Genomic DNA, 19,089 nt, shown 5'->3' with positions numbered 1-19,089 from the left:
ATGTCGCGACTCGGCACTCTCGGCGCCCGTCTCTACCGCGGCGAAGTCGGCTACGACTTCATCGGCAAGCGCAGGATCTGGTACGGCGTCTCCATCCTGATCACCATCACGGCCATCGTCGGCCTGGCGGTCAGCGGCCTCAACATGGGCATCGAGTTCAAGGGCGGTGCCGTCTTCACCACCCCGAAGACGAGCGTGACCGTCAGCGAGGCCGAGGACATCGCGACCGAGGCCTCCGGCCACCAGGCGATCGTCCAGAAGCTCGGCAACGGCGGTCTGCGCATCCAGATCACCGAGGTCGACACGGCGAAGTCCGACGAGATCAAGGACCTGCTCGCCAGGGACCTCTCCGTCCCGGAGGAGAAGATCGCCGCCGACCTGGTCGGTCCCAGCTGGGGCGAGCAGATCGCCAACAAGGCGTGGACCGGTCTCGGCGTCTTCATGGTCCTCGTGGTGATCTACCTGGCCATCGCGTTCGAGTGGCGCATGGCGATCGCGGCCCTGGTCGCGCTGATCCACGACCTCACCATCACGGTCGGCGTCTACGCGCTGGTCGGCTTCGAGGTCACCCCGGGCACCGTGATCGGTCTGCTGACCATCCTCGGGTACTCCCTGTACGACACGGTCGTCGTCTTCGACAGCCTCAAGGAGAGCACCGTCGACGTCACCAAGCAGACCCGGTGGACGTACGGCGAGATCGCCAACCGCTCGATCAACGGCACCCTGGTCCGTTCGATCAACACCACCGTCGTGGCCCTGCTCCCGGTCGCCGGCCTGCTGTTCATCGGCGGCGGCGTCCTCGGCGCCGGCATGCTGAACGACATCTCGCTGTCGCTGTTCGTCGGCCTCGCCGCCGGTGCGTACTCCTCGATCTTCATCGCCACCCCGCTCGTCGCCGACATCAAGGGGCGCGACCCGCAGATCAAGGCGCTGAAGAAGCGGGTCCTCGCCAAGCGCGCGGCCGCCGCCGCCAAGGACGAGTCCGCCGGGGACGAGGATCCCGGCGACGACCTCCCGCAGGACACCGCGCCCGCCGCCGCGGTCGTCGGCCAGCGCCAGCAGTCCCCCAGGGGCCGCGGCCGGACCCCTGGGAAGCACTGATGACCAGCAGCACCACCGAAAGCGTCCGGGAGCTTCTGCTCAGCCGGATCCGTGACATCCCGGACCACCCGAAGCCGGGTGTGGTCTTCAAGGACATCACCCCCCTGCTGGCGGACCCGACGGCGTTCGCGGCCCTCACCGACACCCTCGCTGAGCTGTGCCTGCGGCACGGCGCCACGAAGATCGTCGGGCTCGAGGCGCGCGGCTTCATCCTGGCCGCCCCGGTAGCGGTGCGGGCCGGTCTCGGCTTCGTGCCCGTCCGCAAGGCGGGCAAGCTTCCCGGAGCCACCCTCGGCCAGCGCTACGAGCTGGAGTACGGCACCGCCGAGATCGAGATCCACGCGGAGGACCTGTCCGCCGACGACCGGATCATGGTCATCGACGACATCCTCGCGACCGGCGGCACCGCGGAGGCGTCGCTGGAGTTGATCCGGCGGGCCGGTGCCGGCGTCGCGGGCGTCGCGGTCCTCATGGAGCTCGGCTTCCTCGGTGGCCGGGCCCGTGTGGAGCGGGGCCTGGCGGGCGCGCCGCTGGAGGCCCTCATCCACGTGTGAGTGCCCGAGAAGACATGAACCGGGTGGCCAGACGCTGTTCTGGCCACCCGGTTCTCTTCGTGTGCGCACCGCGGGCCGGACGGCCGCCCGGCCCGGGGCTCGGCACACGGCGCGAAACGGCAGGGCCAGCACCGAGGCCGGGAACACGTGTGCGGCGAGGCCGGGAACAACCGGCTGCCGGTCCGTCGTTGTGAGTGGTCTCACCGTCCCCGGGGGAGGACCGGCCACCGGCTCGATACGATGGCCTTTCCGGGAGTCCGGACCCGCACGAGGAGCGCTCTTGCCAGACGAGGCCCAGCCAGTCGCCGCCCCGCAGCCCGACAAGCCCGCGGCGGCCTCAGCCGCGCCCGGGACGAGGCAGCCCGCGCAGCAGCCGAAGCCCCCGGCACCCGAGGCCGGCTCGGGCCCGGAGCGGTCCGCCGCCCCGGCACTGCGGCCCGCCTCGCCCGCGCAGCCGGCCGCCCCGGCCTCCCCGGTCGCCTCCACGCCGAAGCCCCCGGCGAAGCCCGCCGCCAGGCCGGCCGTCCCGGCCACCTCGGCATCGCGTTCCGGAGGTTCCTCCAACCGGGTACGGGCCAGGCTCGCCCGCCTCGGCGTGCAGCGTTCGAGCCCGTACAACCCGGTGCTCGAACCGCTGCTGCGCATCGTCCGCGGCAACGACCCCAAGATCGAGACCGCCACGCTCCGCCAGATCGAGCGCGCCTACCAGGTCGCCGAGCGCTGGCACAGGGGGCAGAAGCGCAAGAGCGGCGACCCGTACATCACCCATCCGCTCGCCGTCACCACGATCCTCGCCGAACTCGGCATGGACCCGGCGACGCTGATGGCCGGGCTGCTGCACGACACGGTCGAGGACACCGAGTACGGCCTGGACACCCTGCGCCAGGACTTCGGCGACCAGGTCGCCCTGCTCGTCGACGGCGTCACCAAGCTGGACAAGGTCAAGTTCGGCGAGGCCGCGCAGGCCGAGACCGTGCGCAAGATGGTCGTCGCCATGGCCAAGGACCCCCGGGTCCTCGTCATCAAGCTCGCCGACCGGCTCCACAACATGCGCACCATGCGCTATCTCAAGCGGGAGAAGCAGGAGAAGAAGGCCCGCGAGACGCTGGAGATCTACGCCCCCCTGGCCCACCGCCTGGGCATGAACACCATCAAGTGGGAGCTGGAGGACCTCGCCTTCGCGATCCTCTATCCCAAGATGTACGACGAGATCGTCCGCCTCGTCGCCGAGCGGGCCCCCAAGCGCGACGAGTACCTCGCCGTCGTGACCGACGAGGTCCAGGCCGACCTGCGCGCCGCCCGGATCAAGGCCACGGTCACCGGACGGCCGAAGCACTACTACAGCGTCTACCAGAAGATGATCGTGCGAGGCCGGGACTTCGCCGAGATCTACGACCTGGTGGGCATCCGGGTCCTCGTCGACACCGTCCGCGACTGCTACGCGGCGCTCGGCACCGTGCACGCGCGATGGAATCCGGTCCCCGGCCGGTTCAAGGACTACATCGCGATGCCCAAGTTCAACATGTACCAGTCGCTGCACACCACGGTGATCGGTCCCAGCGGCAAGCCCGTCGAACTCCAGATCCGCACGTTCGACATGCACCGGCGCGCCGAGTACGGCATCGCGGCGCACTGGAAGTACAAGCAGGAGGCCGTCGCGGGCGCCTCCAAGGTGCGCACCGACGTCCCGAAGAGCACCGGCAAGGGCGCGCGGCAGGACACCGTCAACGACATGGCGTGGCTGCGGCAGCTCCTGGACTGGCAGAAGGAGACCGAGGACCCCGGCGAGTTCCTGGAGTCCCTGCGCTTCGACCTCTCCCGCAACGAGGTCTTCGTCTTCACGCCCAAGGGTGACGTCATAGCGCTCCCCGCGGGCGCGACCCCCGTCGACTTCGCGTACGCGGTCCACACGGAGGTCGGCCACCGGACCATAGGGGCGCGGGTCAACGGGCGGCTCGTACCGCTCGAATCGACCCTCGACAACGGCGACCTGGTGGAGGTCTTCACCTCCAAGGCGGCCGGCGCCGGACCCTCCCGGGACTGGCTGGGCTTCGTCAAGTCGCCCCGCGCCCGCAACAAGATCCGCGCCTGGTTCTCCAAGGAGCGCCGCGACGAGGCGATCGAGCAGGGCAAGGACGCCATCGCACGCGCGATGCGCAAGCAGAACCTGCCGATCCAGCGCATCCTGACCGGCGACTCGCTGGTCACCCTCGCGCACGAGATGCGCTACCCGGACATCTCGTCCCTGTACGCCGCGATCGGCGAGGGCCATGTGGCCGCGGCCGGGGTCGTGCAGAAGCTGGTCCAGGCACTCGGCGGCGAGGACGCGGCCAACGAGGACATCGCGGAGAGCTCGCCGCCCTCGCGCGGCCGCGGCAAGCGCCGCTCCAACGCCGACCCCGGAGTCGTCGTCAAGGGTGTCGAGGACGTCTGGGTCAAACTGGCCCGCTGCTGCACACCCGTCCCCGGCGACCCGATCATCGGGTTCGTCACCCGCGGCAGCGGCGTCTCCGTGCACCGCGCCGACTGCGTCAACGTCGACTCGTTGTCGCAGCAGCCGGAACGCATCCTGGACGTCGAATGGGCGCCCACCCAGTCCTCGGTCTTCCTGGTCGCCATCCAGGTCGAGGCCCTGGACCGCTCCCGGTTGCTGTCGGACGTCACCCGCGTCCTGTCCGACCAGCACGTCAACATCCTGTCGGCGGCCGTGCAGACCTCCCGGGACCGGGTGGCCACCTCGCGCTTCACCTTCGAGATGGGCGACCCCAAGCACCTCGGGCACGTGCTCAAGGCGGTGCGCGGAGTGGAGGGCGTCTACGACGTCTACCGGGTGACCTCGGCCCGCAGGCCCTGACCAGGCCGCCGGGATCCGCGCGCCGGCCGGGCCCGTACGCACGACGGGCAAAGGCCCCCGTACACGTCCTTCGGGACGCGTACGGGGGCCTCGACGGCGGCGGGGATCAGCCGCCGAACTCCTCCAGCCCCTTCAGCGCCTGGTCCAGCAGCGCCTGACGGCCTTCGAGCTCCTTGGCCAGCTTGTCGGCGCGGGCGTTGTTCCCCGACGCGCGGGCGGTGTCGATCTGGGCGCGCAGCTTGTCGACGGCGGCCTGCAGCTGACCGGTCAGACCCTCGGCACGCGCACGTGCCTCCGGGTTCGTCCGGCGCCACTCCGCCTCCTCGGCCTCCTGGAGCGCTCGCTCCACCGCGTGCATCCGCCCCTCGACCTTCGGGCGGGCGTCACGCGGCACATGGCCGATGGCCTCCCAGCGCTCGTTGATGCCCCGGAACGCGGCGCGGGCCGCCTTCAGGTCCTTCACCGGCACCAGCTTCTCGGCCTCGACCGCGAGCTCCTCCTTGAGCTTGAGGTTCTCGCCCTGCTCCGCGTCCCGCTCGGCGAAGACCTCGCCGCGGGCGGCGAAGAAGATGTCCTGGGCGCCGCGGAAACGGTTCCACAGGTCGTCCTCGGCCTCGCGCTGGGCGCGGCCCGCCGCCTTCCACTCCGTCATCAGCTCGCGGTAACGGGCGGCCGTGGCCCCCCAGTCCGTGGAGCCGGAGAGCGACTCGGCCTCCGCGACCAGCTTCTCCTTCGCCTTGCGGGCCTCCTCGCGCTGGGCGTCCAGCGAGGCGAAGTGGGCCTTGCGGCGCTTGGAGAACGCCGAGCGGGCGTGCGAGAAGCGGTGCCACAGCTCGTCGTCGGACTTGCGGTCGAGCCGCGGCAGGCCCTTCCACGTGTCGACGAGCGCGCGCAGCCGCTCGCCCGCCGAGCGCCACTGCTCGCTCCGCGCCAGCTCCTCCGCCTCGGCGACCAGAGCCTCCTTGGCCTGCCTCGCCTCGTCGGACTGACGCGCCTTCTGGGCCTTGCGCTCCTCGCGCCGCGCCTCGACCGTCGCCACCAGGGCGTCGAGCCGCACGCGCAGGGCGTCGAGGTCGCCGACCGCGTGATGCTCGTCCACCTGCAGACGCAGATGCTCGATGGCGGCCGTCGCGTCCTTCGCCGACAGGTCGGTGGTCCTCACCCGACGTTCGAGGAGGCCGATCTCGACCACCATGCCCTCGTACTTGCGCTCGAAGTAGGCCAGAGCCTCCTCGGGGGAACCCGCCTGCCACGATCCGACGACCTTCTCGCCGTCGGCCGTACGCACGTACACGGTGCCCGTCTCATCGACGCGGCCCCACGGGTCGCTGCTCACAGCGCCTCCTCCACCTGATGCCCGCGAGAGGGTTCGCCCCCCTGGCATCGTCCACAGTTTCCTCGGGCGGGCAGCGCCCGCCCTGCACAACGCCAATCTAGGCGACCGGCCGCCCGGCTGTCCGCACTCGGCGGGGCCGAAAATAATCCGCTCCCACCGAGGTCGTCGCCACCGGACGGCCCGGGCCGGTCGCCCGGTCGCCTCACGACTTGTCGACGGCGGCCTTCGAGATGTCCACGGCCGTCTTCGGCGCACCGTCGCCGCCCGCACCACCGGCCACTCCCGCCGCGCCGACCTTCTCGACGGTCTTCAGCGAGGCGGCGTCCATGGTGCCGAACGGGGTGTAGCTCGGCGGCAGCTTGCTGTCCTTGTACACCAGGAAGAACTGGCTGCCTCCGGTGTGCGGCTGCCCGGTGTTGGCCATCGCCACCGTGCCCGCCGGATAGGTCACCGTGCCGTCCGCGCCCGCCTTGCCCAGCGCCGTCAGGTTCTCGTCCGGGATCGTGTAGCCGGGGCCGCCGGTGCCGTCGCCCTTGGGGTCGCCGCACTGCAGCACGAAGATGCCCTGCGTGGTCAGGCGGTGACATTTCGTGCCGTCGAAGAAGCCCTTGTCGGCGAGCGCCTTGAACGAGTTGGTGGTGTGCGGGGTCTTCGCCGCCTCCATGGTGAACGCGATGTCGCCCGCTCCGGTCTTGAGCGACATCGTGTACTTCGCCTTCTTGTCGATCGCCATCGCGGGCTCGGGCTCGGCGCTCTCGGTCGTCGACGGCGAGGGGGAGGCGCTGGCGGCCGCGTCGCTCTTGTCCTTCTTGTCGTCGCCGTCGAGGACGAGGTACGTGCCCACTCCGCCGACCGCGACCACGGCCACCGCGGCCGAGACGGCGATGGTCAGCCGCTTCGACCGGCGGCGGGCCTCCTCCCGGCGCTGCTGCTGCCGCTCGAACTTCTCCCTGGCGAGCTGCCGCCGCCGCTGATCGTTGCTGACCACCGGGTGATCTCCTTGTAGGTCGTTTGTGGGGCCTGGGTTGCCCGTACCGTATCTGGGTTGGCTGTGTGATGAGGAGCGCCGGTAGGCTCTGAACTGCCGCGACCTTCGTCAGTCGCGAATCCGCCGTCGGACGACCAGTAAGGACGATCGTGCTCATTGCCGGGTTCCCCGCAGGGGCCTGGGGGACCAACTGTTACCTGGTCGCCCCGGCCGCAGGCGAGGAGTGCGTGATCATCGATCCGGGCCATCGGGCCGCGGCCGGGGTCGAGGAGGCGCTGAAGAAGCATCGGCTGAAGCCCGTCGCCGTCGTCCTGACCCACGGACACATCGATCACGTCGCCTCGGTCGTCCCGGTGTGCGGCGCGCACGACATCCCCGCCTGGATCCACCCCGAGGACCGGTACATGATGAGCGACCCGGAGAAGGCCCTCGGCCGCTCCATCGGCATGCCGCTCATGGGTGAGCTGACGGTGGGGGAGCCGGACGACGTCAAGGAGCTGAGCGACGGTGTGCCGCTGAAGCTGGCCGGTCTGGAGTTCCACGTCGCGCACGCGCCCGGCCATACCAAGGGGTCGGTGACGTATCGGATGCCCGAGGCCGCGGACGTTCCGCAGATCCTCTTCTCGGGCGACCTGATCTTCGCCGGCTCCGTCGGACGCACCGACCTGCCCGGTGGCGACCACGCCGAGCTGCTCGAGTCGCTGGCCCGTGTGTGCCTGCCGCTCGACGACTCGACCGTGGTGCTGTCGGGCCACGGCCCCCAGACGACCATCGGCCGCGAGCGCGCCACGAACCCGTATCTGCACGGGATGGACGCGCCCCGACGAGGAATGTGACGAGAGTAAAGACCGTGAGCACCTTCAAGGCCCCCAAGGGCACGTACGACCTGATCCCGCCCGATTCCGCGAAGTACCTCGCCGTGCGCGAGGCGATCGCCGCACCCCTGAAGAACTCCGGCTACGGATACATCGAGACGCCCGGCTTCGAGGACGTCGCCCTCTTCTCGCGCGGAGTCGGCGAGTCCACCGACATCGTGACCAAGGAGATGTACACCCTCACCACCAAGGGCGGCTCCCAGCTGGCGCTGCGCCCCGAGGGCACCGCCTCCGTGCTGCGCGCCGCGCTGGAGGCCAACCTCCACAAGGCGGGCAACCTCCCCGTGAAGCTGTGGTACTCCGGCTCGTACTACCGCTACGAGCGCCCGCAGAAGGGCCGCTACAGGCACTTCTCCCAGGTGGGCGCCGAGGCGATCGGCGCCGAGGACCCGGCGCTGGACGCCGAGCTGATCATCCTGGCCGACCAGGCGTACCGCACGCTGGGCCTGCGGAACTTCCGCATCCTGCTCAACTCGCTGGGCGACCGGGAGTGCCGCCCCGTCTACCGGGACGCGCTCCAGGGCTTCCTGCGCGGGCTCGACCTTGACGAGGACACCCGCCGCCGCATCGAGATCAACCCGCTCCGGGTCCTCGACGACAAGCGGCCCGAGGTCCAGAAGCAGCTGGTCGGCGTGCCGGTGCTGCGCGACTACCTGTGCGACGCCTGCAAGGCGTACCACGAGGAGGTCCGCGACCTGCTCTCCGCGGCGGGTGTGGCGTTCGAGGACGACGAGAAGCTCGTCCGCGGGCTCGACTACTACACCCGCACCACGTTCGAGTTCGTCCACGACGGACTCGGTTCGCAGTCCGCGGTGGGCGGCGGTGGCCGCTACGACGGCCTGTCCGAGATGATCGGCGGCCCGGCGCTCCCGTCGGTCGGCTGGGCGCTCGGCGTGGACCGCACGGTGCTCGCCCTGGAGGCCGAGGGCATCGAGCTCGAACTCCCGGCGACCACCAGCGTCTTCGCGGTGCCGCTGGGCGAGGAGGCCCGGCGGGTGCTCTTCGGGATCGTCACGCAGCTGCGCCGCGAGGGCGTGGCGACGGACTTCGCCTACGGCAACCGCGGCCTCAAGGGCGCCATGAAGAGCGCGAACCGGTCGGGGGCACGGCTCACGATCGTCGCGGGCGAACGCGATCTGGCCGAGGGCGTCGTCCAGCTCAAGGACATGGAGTCCGGCGAGCAGACGGCGGTCGCGCCGGCGGACGTGGCCGGGGCGGTGCGCGAGCGCCTGGCCTGACCGCGGACGGTCCCCGGAGCCTCTCCCGGCAGTGTTCGCCGAGCCGCGGACACTGCCGGTCACCGCACCGGCGTCCTGCCCGGACCCGGCCGGATATGCCGTCGATTCCCGGATATGCCGTCAATTCGATGAGTCGGAAAGTCACCCTGCCGGGCGATTCCTTGCGGGTGGGGCACGGGGGCGCAGCCGTTCCTGTCATCGTCGGTGGGCGTCGCCCGCCGCGGCGGCGCACCGACGGGGTCGCGTCCCCGGCCCGCTCCGGGGAACCGTCCGGCCCGATCCGCCCGGGCGATTCCGTCCCGCCGGATCCGCAGGTCGGGACGGTCGGGCCGGGGCGGTGCCCCTGTGGGTGGTCCCTCCTCTCCTCGCCCCCGCGCCGGTCCCGGACGGCCCGCGCCCCTGTGTCACGCACTTGCTCCGCGTGGAATCCGCCAGACATGTTTATGTCCATCGAACGGATGAGCGCTGGAGGGGTGCGGCACAATGACCGTGCCCAGCAGGCCACTCACTGATGGAAACGGCGATATGACGACTGCAGCGGTTGACCGCCCCTCCTCCGACCAGGACGGGAAGGGGGTGGAGAGGTCCTTCGGCGCCGGCCGGGCGTTCGCGCTGCTGCTGGTGATCACGGGCGCCGCCGGGCTCCTCGCGGCCTGGATCATCACGATCGACAAGTTCAAGCTGCTGGAGGACCCGAACTTCACGCCGGGGTGCAGCCTCAACCCGGTCGTCGCCTGCGGCAACATCATGAAGAGCGAGCAGGCGTCCGCCTTCGGGTTCCCGAACCCGATGCTCGGCCTGGCCGCCTACCCGGTGATCATCGGCATCGGCCTGGCGCTCCTCTCGGGCGCCCGCTTCCGCAGCTGGTACTGGCTGGGGATGAACGCCGGAACGCTGTTCGGCGTCGGCTTCTGCACCTGGCTCCAGTACCAGTCGCTGTACCACATCAACTCGCTCTGCCTCTGGTGCTGCCTGGCCTGGGTCGCCACCATCGTCATGTTCTGCTACGTCACCAAGCACAACATCGAACACCGGATCATCCCCGCACCGAACTGGCTGCGCAACGGACTGACGGAGTTCCACTGGGTGCCGCCGGTCCTGTGGATCGGCATCATCGGCATGATGGTCCTGACCCGCTGGTGGGACTTCTGGACGAGCTGAGCCGTCGGCCCGTGCGGCGGGCCCTGCCGGGCCGGCCCGGCAGGGGTGTCGGTGCCGTGACATAGGCTTCAGTACGTGGAGCCCGACCTCTTTACCGCAGCCGCCGAGGAACGCCAGGAGAACGACCCGTCAAGCAGCCCCCTCGCTGTACGGATGCGCCCCCGCACTCTCGACGAGGTCGTCGGACAACAGCATCTGCTCAAGCCGGGCTCGCCACTGCGCCGTCTCGTCGGCGAGCGGAACGGCGGCCCGGCGGGCCCGTCCTCCGTGCTCCTGTGGGGCCCGCCCGGCATCGGGAAGACGACGCTGGCCTACGTGGTCAGCAAGGCCACCAACAAGCGCTTCGTCGAACTCTCCGCGATCACCGCGGGCGTCAAGGAGGTGCGGGCCGTCATCGACGGGGCCCGCCGCGCCACCGGAGGCTACGGCAAGGAGACCGTCCTCTTCCTCGACGAGATCCACCGCTTCTCCAAGGCCCAGCAGGACTCGCTGCTCCCCGCCGTGGAGAACCGCTGGGTGACCCTGATCGCCGCGACCACGGAGAACCCCTACTTCTCCGTCATCTCGCCGCTCCTGTCGCGCTCGCTGCTCCTCACCCTGGAACCGCTCACGGACGACGACCTGCGCGGTCTGCTCCGCCGAGCCCTGAGCGACGAGCGCGGACTGGGCGGCGCGGTGAGTCTGCCGGGCGACGCCGAGGAGCATCTGCTCCGCATCGCGGGCGGCGACGCCCGCCGGGCGCTCACCGCGCTGGAGGCGGCGGCCGGCGCGGCCCTGGACAAGCAGGAGAAGGAGATCACCCTCCGCACCCTGGAGGAGACCGTCGATCGCGCCGCCGTCACCTACGACCGGGACGGCGACCAGCACTACGACGTGGCGAGCGCGCTCATCAAGTCCATCCGCGGCTCCGACGTCGACGCCGCCCTGCACTATCTGGCCCGGATGATCGAGGCGGGGGAGGACCCCCGCTTCATCGCCCGGCGGCTGATGATCTCGGCCAGCGAGGACATCGGTCTCGCCGATCCCACGGCGCTGCCCACCGCCGTCGCGGCGGCGCAGGCGGTCGCCATGATCGGATTCCCGGAGGCCGCGCTCACCCTGAGCCACGCCACGATCGCCCTGGCCCTGGCGCCCAAGTCCAACGCGGCGACGCTCGCGATCTTCGCCGCGCAGGAGGACGTGCGCAAGGGCCTCGCCGGCTCCGTACCGGCCCATCTGCGCGACGGCCACTACAAGGGAGCCGCCAAGCTGGGCCATGCCCAGGGCTATGTGTACCCGCACGACGTCCCCGGCGGCATCGCCGCGCAGCAGTACGCCCCGGACGCCGTCCGTGACCGGCGGTACTACCGCCCCACGCGCTACGGAGCGGAGGCGCGCTACGCGGACGTGGTGGAACGGGTGCGCGAGCGGCTCGGCCGGCCCGGTCCCGACGACGAGGCGTCGCGGTCCGGCGACTGAGCGCGGCGGGCAGGGGCGGGTCTCCGCCCGTATCAGCGGGGCGCGAGCCTTCTGGGGCCCGCCCCCCAGAGGAGCGCGACCCGTCTCAACGCGCCGCGGCCTCGAAGAGCGTGCGCATGGCGTGCCGCAGCTCGACGACGTCACGCACCGGCTCGGGGAACTCGAAGCGCGCGTCGAAGCACCGGTCGCGGTCCTCGCACACGCGTACCCGCAGCCCGAACCGGTCCAGTGCCAGAGGTACGACGGAGGGCCGGTGTGCCGCGCAGCGACGGGACGTCCGCCCGCCCAGCAACGAGCACAGCGTGCCCAGCTGCTCCCCGTGGGCCGCGTGCAGATGCTGGAGCAGCTCCGTCTCGTGACCGGCGAGCGGATCGGGCACCGCGTCCCGGAAGGCGTCGGGTTCCACCGCCTCGGCGCCCCACAGGTCGTCGACGTACGCCTCGCCCGTCTCCAGCCGCAGTGTCGTCCGGCCGGGGCCCGACAGTCCGGGCACGGTGGCGAGCCATCCCGAGACCCGGGCGTGGGCCCGGACGCGGTGCGGCACGGAGACCGGGGCGACGTCCGTGATCTCCAGCACCGCGACCAGCTCGTCGTGCTCGGAGTGCGTCGCGGCCCGTACGACGGGGGAGGCCGCGGGCAGTTCGAGGAACAGGTCGCCTTCGGGCCCCACGCTCCTGGGGGACGTCACCAGCCCGTCCCAGTCGGCCCTGCGCAGCCCGGGCACGAGCAGCACCGCCGAGCAGGTACTCTGTACGAGAGTTCGTGTGCGCTCGGCTGCTGACGGCATCCGAGTGGTTTCTGGCCCGCTGGGACGCGGCTGACCACGATCTGATCGGTCCTCCGTCATGTCGGTACCCGGTGAGGTGCCGAGATTGTCAGTGCTGTCCGTGATGTGACTGGTGTTCCCCGGGCGAGACATGCGATCTCCTCAACTAAGGTGAGCCTAACCTAACCTACAACGGAGGTCTGGAGAACGTGCCTAACCAGTCGCGTCCCAAGGTCAAGAAGAGCCGCGCCCTCGGCATCGCGCTGACGCCGAAGGCTGTCAAGTACTTCGAGGCCCGCCCCTACCCGCCGGGCGAGCACGGCCGTGGCCGCAAGCAGAACTCGGACTACAAGGTCCGTCTGCTGGAGAAGCAGCGTCTGCGCGCCCAGTACGACATCAGCGAGCGCCAGATGGTGCGTGCCTACGACCGCGCCAAGAAGGCCGAGGGCAAGACGGGCGAGGCGCTCGTCGTCGAGCTGGAGCGCCGTCTCGACGCCCTGGTGCTGCGTTCGGGCCTCGCCCGCACCATCTACCAGGCCCGTCAGATGGTCGTGCACGGCCACATCGAGGTCGACGGCCGCAAGGTCGACAAGCCGTCCTTCCGCGTCCGCCCCGACCAGGTCGTGACGGTCCGCGAGCGCAGCCGCGACAAGTACCCCTTCCAGGTGGCCCGCGAGGGTGGCTACGCCACGGACGGCGAGACCCCGCGCTACCTGCAGGTGAACCTGAAGGCCCTGGCCTTCCGCCTCGACCGGGACCCGAACCGCAAGGAAATCCCCGTCATCTGCGACGAGCAGCTCGTCGTCGAGTACTACGCCCGCTGATCCAGGCGTAGCCGCTCACGGTTCGTGCTCGGGCCCGACCGCCCCCGTCCTGGGGGACGGGGCGGGCCCGAGTGCTTTCCCGGGGCCGAGCACCGGTCCGCGGGGACGGCCGGGATCCTGCGGCTCCTCGTCGGCCCCGTCCGTCAGCACGCGCGCCACCACTGCGTCCGGATCCAGCGCGCCACCCGCGCGCAGCCCGGCCTCGTACGGGCCGTCGCCCAGCTCCCGCCGCGCCAGCTTCTCGCACCGGACCCGCAGATGGCCGAAGTGCGCCGAGCCGAACAGGGGCGGCCCCACCGACGCCCAGATCCGGTCGGCGGCCCCCTGGAGCAGCGCGGCCTCCGCCGCGTCGCCCTCGACCGCCGTGACCAGGGCCAGCAGTTCCAGGACGAGCACCGAGACCAGCAGGTCGTGGAAGGTGTGCCCGATGGTCAGGGACTCCCTGAGCAGCTCCCGGGCCCGTCCGGGCCGGCCCTCCTGCAGGGCGGCGTAGGCCAGGACGTACAGGGCGTACGAGAGGGCCCACCGCTCCCCGTGGTCCTCGCAGATCTCCCTGACCTCCTCGCAGATCTCCACCGCGGCGTCGACGCCCCCGTGGAACCCGACCGCCATCGCGAGCTCGATCCGCGCCATCAGCACGTTGCTGTTCAGTTCGCCGAGCTCCCGGTAGCGGCCGATGGCCTCGGTCAGCAGTTCCCGCGCCCTGACCATGTCGTCCGTGACCAGTGCCAGGCACCCCAGTCGGTGCACCGCGTACGCCAGCGCCGTGGCGTCGCCGGCCCGGTCCGCCTCCTCCTGGCACTCCTGGAGCGCGGCGATCGCGCCGATCGGGTCGCCCTGCAGCACGGCCACGTGCCCGAGCACCCACAGCGCCTTCAGCCGCGAGGGGTCGTACGGCGTCTCCTCCTCCAGCACGTGGTCCAGCCAGCGTCTGCCCTCCGAGAGGCGCCCGCAGCCCACCCAGAGGAACCAGAGCGTGCCCGCCAGGTACTGCGCGAGGTGCTCCTCGCCGGGGATCTCCAGCGAACACTCCATCGCCTGCCGCAGATTCGGCAGTTCGCTCTCCGCCCGGGCGGCCACCTGGCTCTGCCGGGGGCCGAACCAGTCCAGCTCGCACCAGGTGGCGAGCCCCAGGAACCAGTCGCGGTGGCGGCGGCGCAACCGGTCCGTTTCGCCGGTGGCCACCAGCCACTCGGCGCCGTACTCCCGCATCGTGTCCAGCATCCGGTACCGGCTGCCGGCCGCCGCCTCCTCGCGCACCACGACCGACTGCGCGAGCAGCCCGGAGAGCGCGTCGAGCACCGCGTCGCCCGGCAGACCGGTGCCTCCGCAGATGTACTCGACCGCCTCCAGATCGAACTGCCCGGCGAAGACCGAGAGCCTCGCCCACAGCAGACGCTGCTCCGGAGTGCAGAGCTCGTGGCTCCAGCCGATGGCCGTGCGGAGCGTCTGGTGCCGGGGCAGCGCGCTGCGACTGGAGCCGGTGAGCAGCCGGAACCGGTCGTCCAGGCGTTGCAGCACCTGCTCGGTGGACAGGACGCGCAGCCGTCCCGCGGCGAGTTCCAGGGCGAGCGGGATCCCGTCCAGACGGCGGCAGAGCTCGCGTGCGGCCGCCCGGTTCTCCTCGGTCAGCCGGAACTCCGGCCGTACCGCGGCGGCGCGCTCGGCGAACAGCCGTATCGCGTCCTCGTCCGTCATCGGCGCGAGAGGGAAGACGTGCTCGCCGTCCACGTCCAGCGGAAGCCGCCCGGCGGCCAGCACCCGCAGCCGCGGATGCCGGCGCAGCAGCTCGCCCACCAGGTCGGCACAGGCGTCCACGAGATGCTCGAAGCCGTCGACCACCAGGAGGAGTCGGCGTCCGTCGAGGTGTTCGTGGAGGATCGTGCGGGGCGGCCTGCCGGTGTGGTCGGTGAGGCCGAGGGCGTCGACCACGGTGTGGTCCAGCAGCTCGGGATCGTGGACGGCGGACAGCTCCACCATCCGGACATGGCCGCAGTACCGTTTCTCCAGCTGCGTCGCGATCTTGAGCGCGCAGCGGGTCTTGCCCACTGCGCCGACGCCGACGACGGTGACCAGCCGCGCCCGGTCCATCACGCGGCCGAGGGAGGCCAGTTCGTCCTCCCGCCCCACGAATCCGCTGAGTTCCGCCGGGAGATTGCCGGCGGCGGTGGGGGCGCTCGAGTCGTGGGGGAGCTGAGGGCGTCGCATGAAACACGCACAGTACTTGTCCGAGTGCTCTCCGTACAATCACCTGATGGGATCGCATACTTGTCCGCAGAGAATGCGGTACGGGACGCGACCACCGGCGCGATAGGCTCGGTAGACGACGTCCCGCTGTCCGCGGCGGAGGGCGTCGGTACCGAGCAGAGACAGCACAGAGACAGCGACTATCCAGAGAGCGGTGCACACAGTGTCCGGTGGAGAGGTGGCCGGGATCCTGGTGGCCGTCTTCTGGGCGATCCTGGTTTCGTTCCTCGCCGTCGTACTGGTGAGGCTGGCCCAGACGCTCAGGGCGACCACCAAACTCGTGGCGGACGTGACCGAACAGGCCGTCCCGCTGCTCGCGGACGCCTCCGCGACCGTGCGCTCCGCGCAGACCCAGCTCGACCGGGTCGACGCGATCGCGACGGACGTCCAGGAAGTCACCTCGAACGCCTCGGCGCTCTCCACCACCGTCGCCTCGACCTTCGGCGGCCCGCTCGTCAAGGTCGCCGCGTTCGGGTACGGGGTCCGCCAGGCCATCGGCCGCCGGACCGGTGCCGAACAGGAACCCGCCCGCCGGGCGGCCCGGCGCACGGTGATCGTCGGCCGTACCGTGCCCCCCGTGCGCGGTGGGAGGCGCACCGGCAGAAACCCCCGCGGACCGAAGGACTGACGCAGCGATGTTCCGCCGCACGTTCTGGTTCACCGCCGGCGCAGCCGCCGGTGTCTGGGCCACCACCAAGGTCAACCGCAAGCTCAGGCAGCTGACCCCCGAGAGCCTCGCGGCCCAGGCCGCGGACCGGGCCATCGAGACCGGCCACCGGATCAAGGACTTCGCCCTGGACGTCCGTGAGTCGATGGTGCGGCGCGAGGCCGAACTGGGCGAGGCCCTGGGGCTGGAGGCGCCGGTCGACCCCGAGCTGCCCGCGCGGCCCCGCTTCGCCGTCGTCGAGGCGGCCGAGCCCGTCGGGCCGGACAGGGCCCTCGCGGCCGGCGACCGCCGTACGCCTCCCCGTAACTCGTACACCTACAACCCGTACAACCGGAATGAGGACCACTGATGGAGTCGGCTGAAATTCGTCGCCGCTGGCTGAGCTTCTTCGAGGAGCGCGGTCACACCGTCGTCCCTTCGGCGTCGCTCATCGCGGACGACCCGACTCTGCTGCTGGTCCCGGCGGGCATGGTGCCCTTCAAGCCGTACTTCCTCGGCGAGGTCAAGCCGCCCGCCCCGCGCGTCACCAGCGTGCAGAAGTGCGTCCGCACGCCGGACATCGAGGAGGTCGGCAAGACCACCCGGCACGGCACGTTCTTCCAGATGTGCGGCAACTTCTCCTTCGGGGACTACTTCAAGGAAGGCGCCATCACGCTCGCCTGGGAGCTGCTCACCAGCTCCGTGGCGGACGGCGGCTACGGCCTCGACCCCGAGCGGCTGTGGATCACGGTCTACCTCGACGACGACGAGGCCGAGCAGATCTGGCGCGACAAGATCGGCGTGCCGGCCGAGCGCATCCAGCGCCTGGGCAAGAAGGACAACTTCTGGTCCATGGGCGTCCCCGGCCCCTGCGGCCCCTGCTCCGAGATCAACTACGACCGCGGCCCCGAGTTCGGCGCCGAGGGCGGTCCGGCCGTCAACGACGAGCGCTACGTGGAGATCTGGAACCTGGTCTTCATGCAGTACGAGCGCGGCGCCGGTGACGGCAAGGAGGACTTCCCGATCCTCGGCGACCTGCCGTCGAAGAACATCGACACGGGCCTCGGCCTGGAACGCCTCGCCATGATCCTGCAGGGCGTGCAGAACATGTACGAGACGGACACGCTCAAGGTCGTCATCGACAGGGCCACCGAGCTCACCGGCGTCGCCTACGGCAGGGCCCACGGCAGCGACGTCTCGCTGCGCGTGGTCGCCGACCACATCCGCACCTCCGTGATGCTCATCGGCGACGGCGTCACCCCCGGCAACGAGGGCCGCGGCTACGTGCTGCGCCGCATCATGCGCCGCGCCATCCGCAACATGCGGCTGCTGGGCGCCACCGGGCCGGTCGTCAAGGACCTGGTCGACGTCGTGGTCGACACGATGGGGCAGCAGTACCCGGAGCTGGCCACCGACCGCAAGCGCATCGAGAGCGTCGCCCTCGCCGAGGAGGCCGCCTTCCTCAAGGCCCTCAAGGGCGGCACCAACATCCTCGACACCGCCGTCACCGAGACCAAGGCCGCGGGCGGCAAGGTCCTGCCCGGCGACAAGGCGTTCCTGCTCCACGACACCTGGGGCTTCCCGATCGACCTCACCCTGGAGATGGCCGCCGAACAGGGCCTGTCCGTGGACGAGGACGGCTTCCGCCGCCTGATGAAGGAGCAGCGGGAGCGGGCCAAGGCCGACGCCAAGGCCAAGAAGACCGGTCACGCCGACCTGTCCGCCTACCGTGCGGTCGCGGACGACTCCGGCACCACCGAGTTCACCGGCTACACCGCCACCGAGGGCGAGTCGACCGTCGTCGGCCTGCTCGTCGACGGCGTGCCCTCGCCCGCCGCCTCCGAGGGCGACGAGGTCGAGGTCGTCCTCGACCGCACCCCGTTCTACGCCGAGGGCGGCGGCCAGCTCGCCGACCAGGGCCGGATCCGGCTGGACAGCGGCGCCGTCATCCAGGTCCGCGACGTCCAGCAGCCCGTCCCCGGCGTCTCCGTGCACAAGGGGTCGGTCCAGGTCGGCGAGGTCACGGTGGGCGCCTCCGCGTACGCCGTCATCGACACCACCCGCCGCCGTGCCATCGCCCGCGCCCACAGCGCCACCCACCTCACGCACCAGGCGCTGCGCGACGCGCTGGGCCCGACGGCCGCCCAGGCCGGTTCGGAGAACTCGCCGGGCCGCTTCCGCTTCGACTTCGGTTCGCCGTCCGCCGTGCCGGGCACGGTCCTCACCGACGTCGAGCAGAAGATCAACGAGGTTCTCGCCCGCGAACTCGACGTCCACGCCGAGGTCATGCCGATCGACGAGGCCAAGAAGCAGGGTGCCATCGCCGAGTTCGGCGAGAAGTACGGCGAGCAGGTCCGGGTCGTCACCATCGGGGACTTCTCCAAGGAGCTGTGCGGCGGTACGCACGTCCACAACACCGCCCAGCTGGGCCTGGTGAAGCTGCTCGGCGAATCGTCCATCGGTTCCGGTGTGCGCCGCATCGAGGCCCTCGTCGGTGTCGACGCGTACAACTTCCTGGCCCGGGAGCACACGGTCGTCGCCCAGCTCCAGGAGCTGGTCAAGGGCCGCCCCGAGGAGCTTCCGGAGAAGATCGCCGGGATGCTCGGCAAGCTGAAGGACGCCGAGAAGGAGATCGAGAAGTTCCGTGCGGAGAAGGTCCTCCAGGCCGCCGCCGGGCTCGCCGAGTCCGCCAGGGACGTACGGGGCGTCGCCCTCGTCACCGGGCAGGTCCCGGACGGCGCCTCCGCCGACGACCTGCGCAAGCTGGTCCTCGACGTGCGCGGGCGCATCCAGGGCGGACGCCCGGCCGTCGTGGCCCTGTTCACCACGGCGAACGGGCGCCCGCTGACCGTGATCGCCACCAACGAGGCCGCCCGCGAGCGCGGTCTCAAGGCCGGCGACCTGGTCCGCACGGCCGCCAAGACCCTGGGCGGCGGTGGCGGCGGCAAGCCGGACGTCGCGCAGGGCGGCGGCCAGAACCCCGAGGCCATCGGCGAGGCCGTGGCCGCGGTCGAACGCCTCGTCGCCGAGACGGCATGATC

The 19,089-nt window shown here is 71.0% G+C and carries 15 protein-coding genes; 11 read left to right on the top strand and 4 right to left on the bottom strand.

Annotated features, from left to right (window positions below):
* The 3 genes from secF (at position 1) to AB0E67_RS19375 (ending at position 4,509) form a co-directional block, all read left to right on the top strand.
* Entirely contained in the window at positions 1–1,101 is a 1,101-nt protein-coding gene (secF, locus tag AB0E67_RS19385; protein ID WP_362028097.1) for a protein translocase subunit SecF, read from the top strand.
* Positions 1,101–1,655, top strand: coding sequence for an adenine phosphoribosyltransferase (locus AB0E67_RS19380; RefSeq protein ID WP_362028095.1), 555 nt, complete (start codon positions 1,101–1,103; stop codon positions 1,653–1,655). Before secF ends, AB0E67_RS19380 begins: the two co-directional genes overlap by 1 nt.
* 280 nt (positions 1,656–1,935) lie before the next feature.
* On the top strand, positions 1,936–4,509 hold the full coding sequence (locus AB0E67_RS19375) for a bifunctional (p)ppGpp synthetase/guanosine-3',5'-bis(diphosphate) 3'-pyrophosphohydrolase (protein ID WP_362028093.1): 2,574 nt from the start codon (positions 1,936–1,938) through the stop codon (positions 4,507–4,509).
* A 106-nt stretch (positions 4,510–4,615) separates the two neighbouring features.
* On the opposite strand, the gene AB0E67_RS19370 is transcribed toward AB0E67_RS19375, so the two are convergent.
* Positions 4,616–5,845, bottom strand: a complete 1,230-nt coding sequence (locus AB0E67_RS19370) for a DUF349 domain-containing protein (protein WP_362028090.1) — start codon at positions 5,843–5,845, stop codon at positions 4,616–4,618.
* Positions 5,846–6,047: 202 nt separating this feature from the next.
* Positions 6,048–6,833 carry a peptidylprolyl isomerase gene (locus AB0E67_RS19365; protein ID WP_362028087.1) on the bottom strand — a complete coding sequence of 262 codons (786 nt, stop codon included), beginning with the start codon at positions 6,831–6,833 and terminating at the stop codon, positions 6,048–6,050.
* 149 nt (positions 6,834–6,982) lie between these two features.
* On the opposite strand from AB0E67_RS19365, the gene AB0E67_RS19360 reads away from it, so the two are divergent.
* The 4 genes from AB0E67_RS19360 (at position 6,983) to AB0E67_RS19345 (ending at position 11,565) form a co-directional block, all read left to right on the top strand.
* Positions 6,983–7,669 (top strand): MBL fold metallo-hydrolase, encoded by a 687-nt coding sequence (locus AB0E67_RS19360; RefSeq protein WP_351631460.1) that lies wholly within the window; start codon positions 6,983–6,985, stop codon positions 7,667–7,669.
* Positions 7,670–7,683: 14 nt separating this feature from the next.
* Positions 7,684–8,946 (top strand): histidine--tRNA ligase, encoded by a 1,263-nt coding sequence (gene hisS, locus AB0E67_RS19355; protein ID WP_362028083.1) that lies wholly within the window; start codon positions 7,684–7,686, stop codon positions 8,944–8,946.
* A 525-nt stretch (positions 8,947–9,471) separates the two neighbouring features.
* Positions 9,472–10,107, top strand: a complete 636-nt coding sequence (locus AB0E67_RS19350) for a vitamin K epoxide reductase family protein (protein WP_362028080.1) — start codon at positions 9,472–9,474, stop codon at positions 10,105–10,107.
* Between the two features lie 75 nt (positions 10,108–10,182).
* Entirely contained in the window at positions 10,183–11,565 is a 1,383-nt protein-coding gene (locus AB0E67_RS19345) for a replication-associated recombination protein A (protein WP_362028077.1), read from the top strand.
* 85 nt (positions 11,566–11,650) lie between these two features.
* On the opposite strand, the gene AB0E67_RS19340 is transcribed toward AB0E67_RS19345, so the two are convergent.
* On the bottom strand, positions 11,651–12,352 hold the full coding sequence (locus tag AB0E67_RS19340; RefSeq protein WP_362028074.1) for a DUF2470 domain-containing protein: 702 nt from the start codon (positions 12,350–12,352) through the stop codon (positions 11,651–11,653).
* Positions 12,353–12,540: 188 nt separating this feature from the next.
* On the opposite strand from AB0E67_RS19340, the gene rpsD reads away from it, so the two are divergent.
* Positions 12,541–13,155, top strand: coding sequence for a 30S ribosomal protein S4 (rpsD, locus tag AB0E67_RS19335; RefSeq protein WP_073787633.1), 615 nt, complete (start codon positions 12,541–12,543; stop codon positions 13,153–13,155).
* Positions 13,156–13,170: 15 nt separating this feature from the next.
* Here rpsD and AB0E67_RS19330 read toward each other — a convergent pair whose 3' ends face one another.
* Positions 13,171–15,363: an NB-ARC domain-containing protein gene (locus AB0E67_RS19330; protein ID WP_362028070.1), complete on the bottom strand. Its 2,193-nt coding sequence runs from the start codon at positions 15,361–15,363 to the stop codon at positions 13,171–13,173.
* Positions 15,364–15,580: 217 nt separating this feature from the next.
* Here AB0E67_RS19330 and AB0E67_RS19325 point away from each other — a divergent pair, with 217 nt between their 5' ends.
* Genes AB0E67_RS19325 through alaS form a run of 3 tightly spaced genes read left to right on the top strand, consistent with a single transcriptional unit; the run spans position 15,581 to position 19,087 of the window.
* Positions 15,581–16,030 carry a DUF948 domain-containing protein gene (locus AB0E67_RS19325; RefSeq protein WP_362028363.1) on the top strand — a complete coding sequence of 150 codons (450 nt, stop codon included), beginning with the start codon at positions 15,581–15,583 and terminating at the stop codon, positions 16,028–16,030.
* 7 nt (positions 16,031–16,037) lie between these two features.
* Positions 16,038–16,418: a hypothetical protein gene (locus AB0E67_RS19320; RefSeq protein WP_351631447.1), complete on the top strand. Its 381-nt coding sequence runs from the start codon at positions 16,038–16,040 to the stop codon at positions 16,416–16,418.
* On the top strand, positions 16,418–19,087 hold the full coding sequence (gene alaS, locus AB0E67_RS19315) for an alanine--tRNA ligase (RefSeq protein ID WP_362028067.1): 2,670 nt from the start codon (positions 16,418–16,420) through the stop codon (positions 19,085–19,087). Before AB0E67_RS19320 ends, alaS begins: the two co-directional genes overlap by 1 nt.
* Positions 19,088–19,089 lie beyond the last annotated feature (2 nt).

It is taken from the genome of Streptomyces sp. NPDC032161 (assembly GCF_040636995.1).
Lineage (GTDB): Bacteria > Actinomycetota > Actinomycetes > Streptomycetales > Streptomycetaceae > Streptomyces.
Note: the sequence above shows the minus strand (reverse complement) of the source record. Positions and strands in the feature narration are given on the sequence as shown.

What these genes read in the sequence shown, in the direction of transcription:
- AB0E67_RS19380 (WP_362028095.1), top strand. Translation starts at nt 1,101, where the DNA reads ATGACCAGCAGCACCACCGAAAGCGTCCGGGAGCTTCTGCTCAGCCGG.
- AB0E67_RS19320 (WP_351631447.1), top strand. Translation starts at nt 16,038, where the DNA reads ATGTTCCGCCGCACGTTCTGGTTCACCGCCGGCGCAGCCGCCGGTGTC.
- AB0E67_RS19350 (WP_362028080.1), top strand. Translation starts at nt 9,472, where the DNA reads ATGACGACTGCAGCGGTTGACCGCCCCTCCTCCGACCAGGACGGGAAG.
- AB0E67_RS19330 (WP_362028070.1), bottom strand. Translation starts at nt 15,363, where the DNA reads ATGCGACGCCCTCAGCTCCCCCACGACTCGAGCGCCCCCACCGCCGCC.
- alaS (WP_362028067.1), top strand. Translation starts at nt 16,418, where the DNA reads ATGGAGTCGGCTGAAATTCGTCGCCGCTGGCTGAGCTTCTTCGAGGAG.
- AB0E67_RS19340 (WP_362028074.1), bottom strand. Translation starts at nt 12,352, where the DNA reads ATGCCGTCAGCAGCCGAGCGCACACGAACTCTCGTACAGAGTACCTGC.
- secF (WP_362028097.1), top strand. Translation starts at nt 1, where the DNA reads ATGTCGCGACTCGGCACTCTCGGCGCCCGTCTCTACCGCGGCGAAGTC.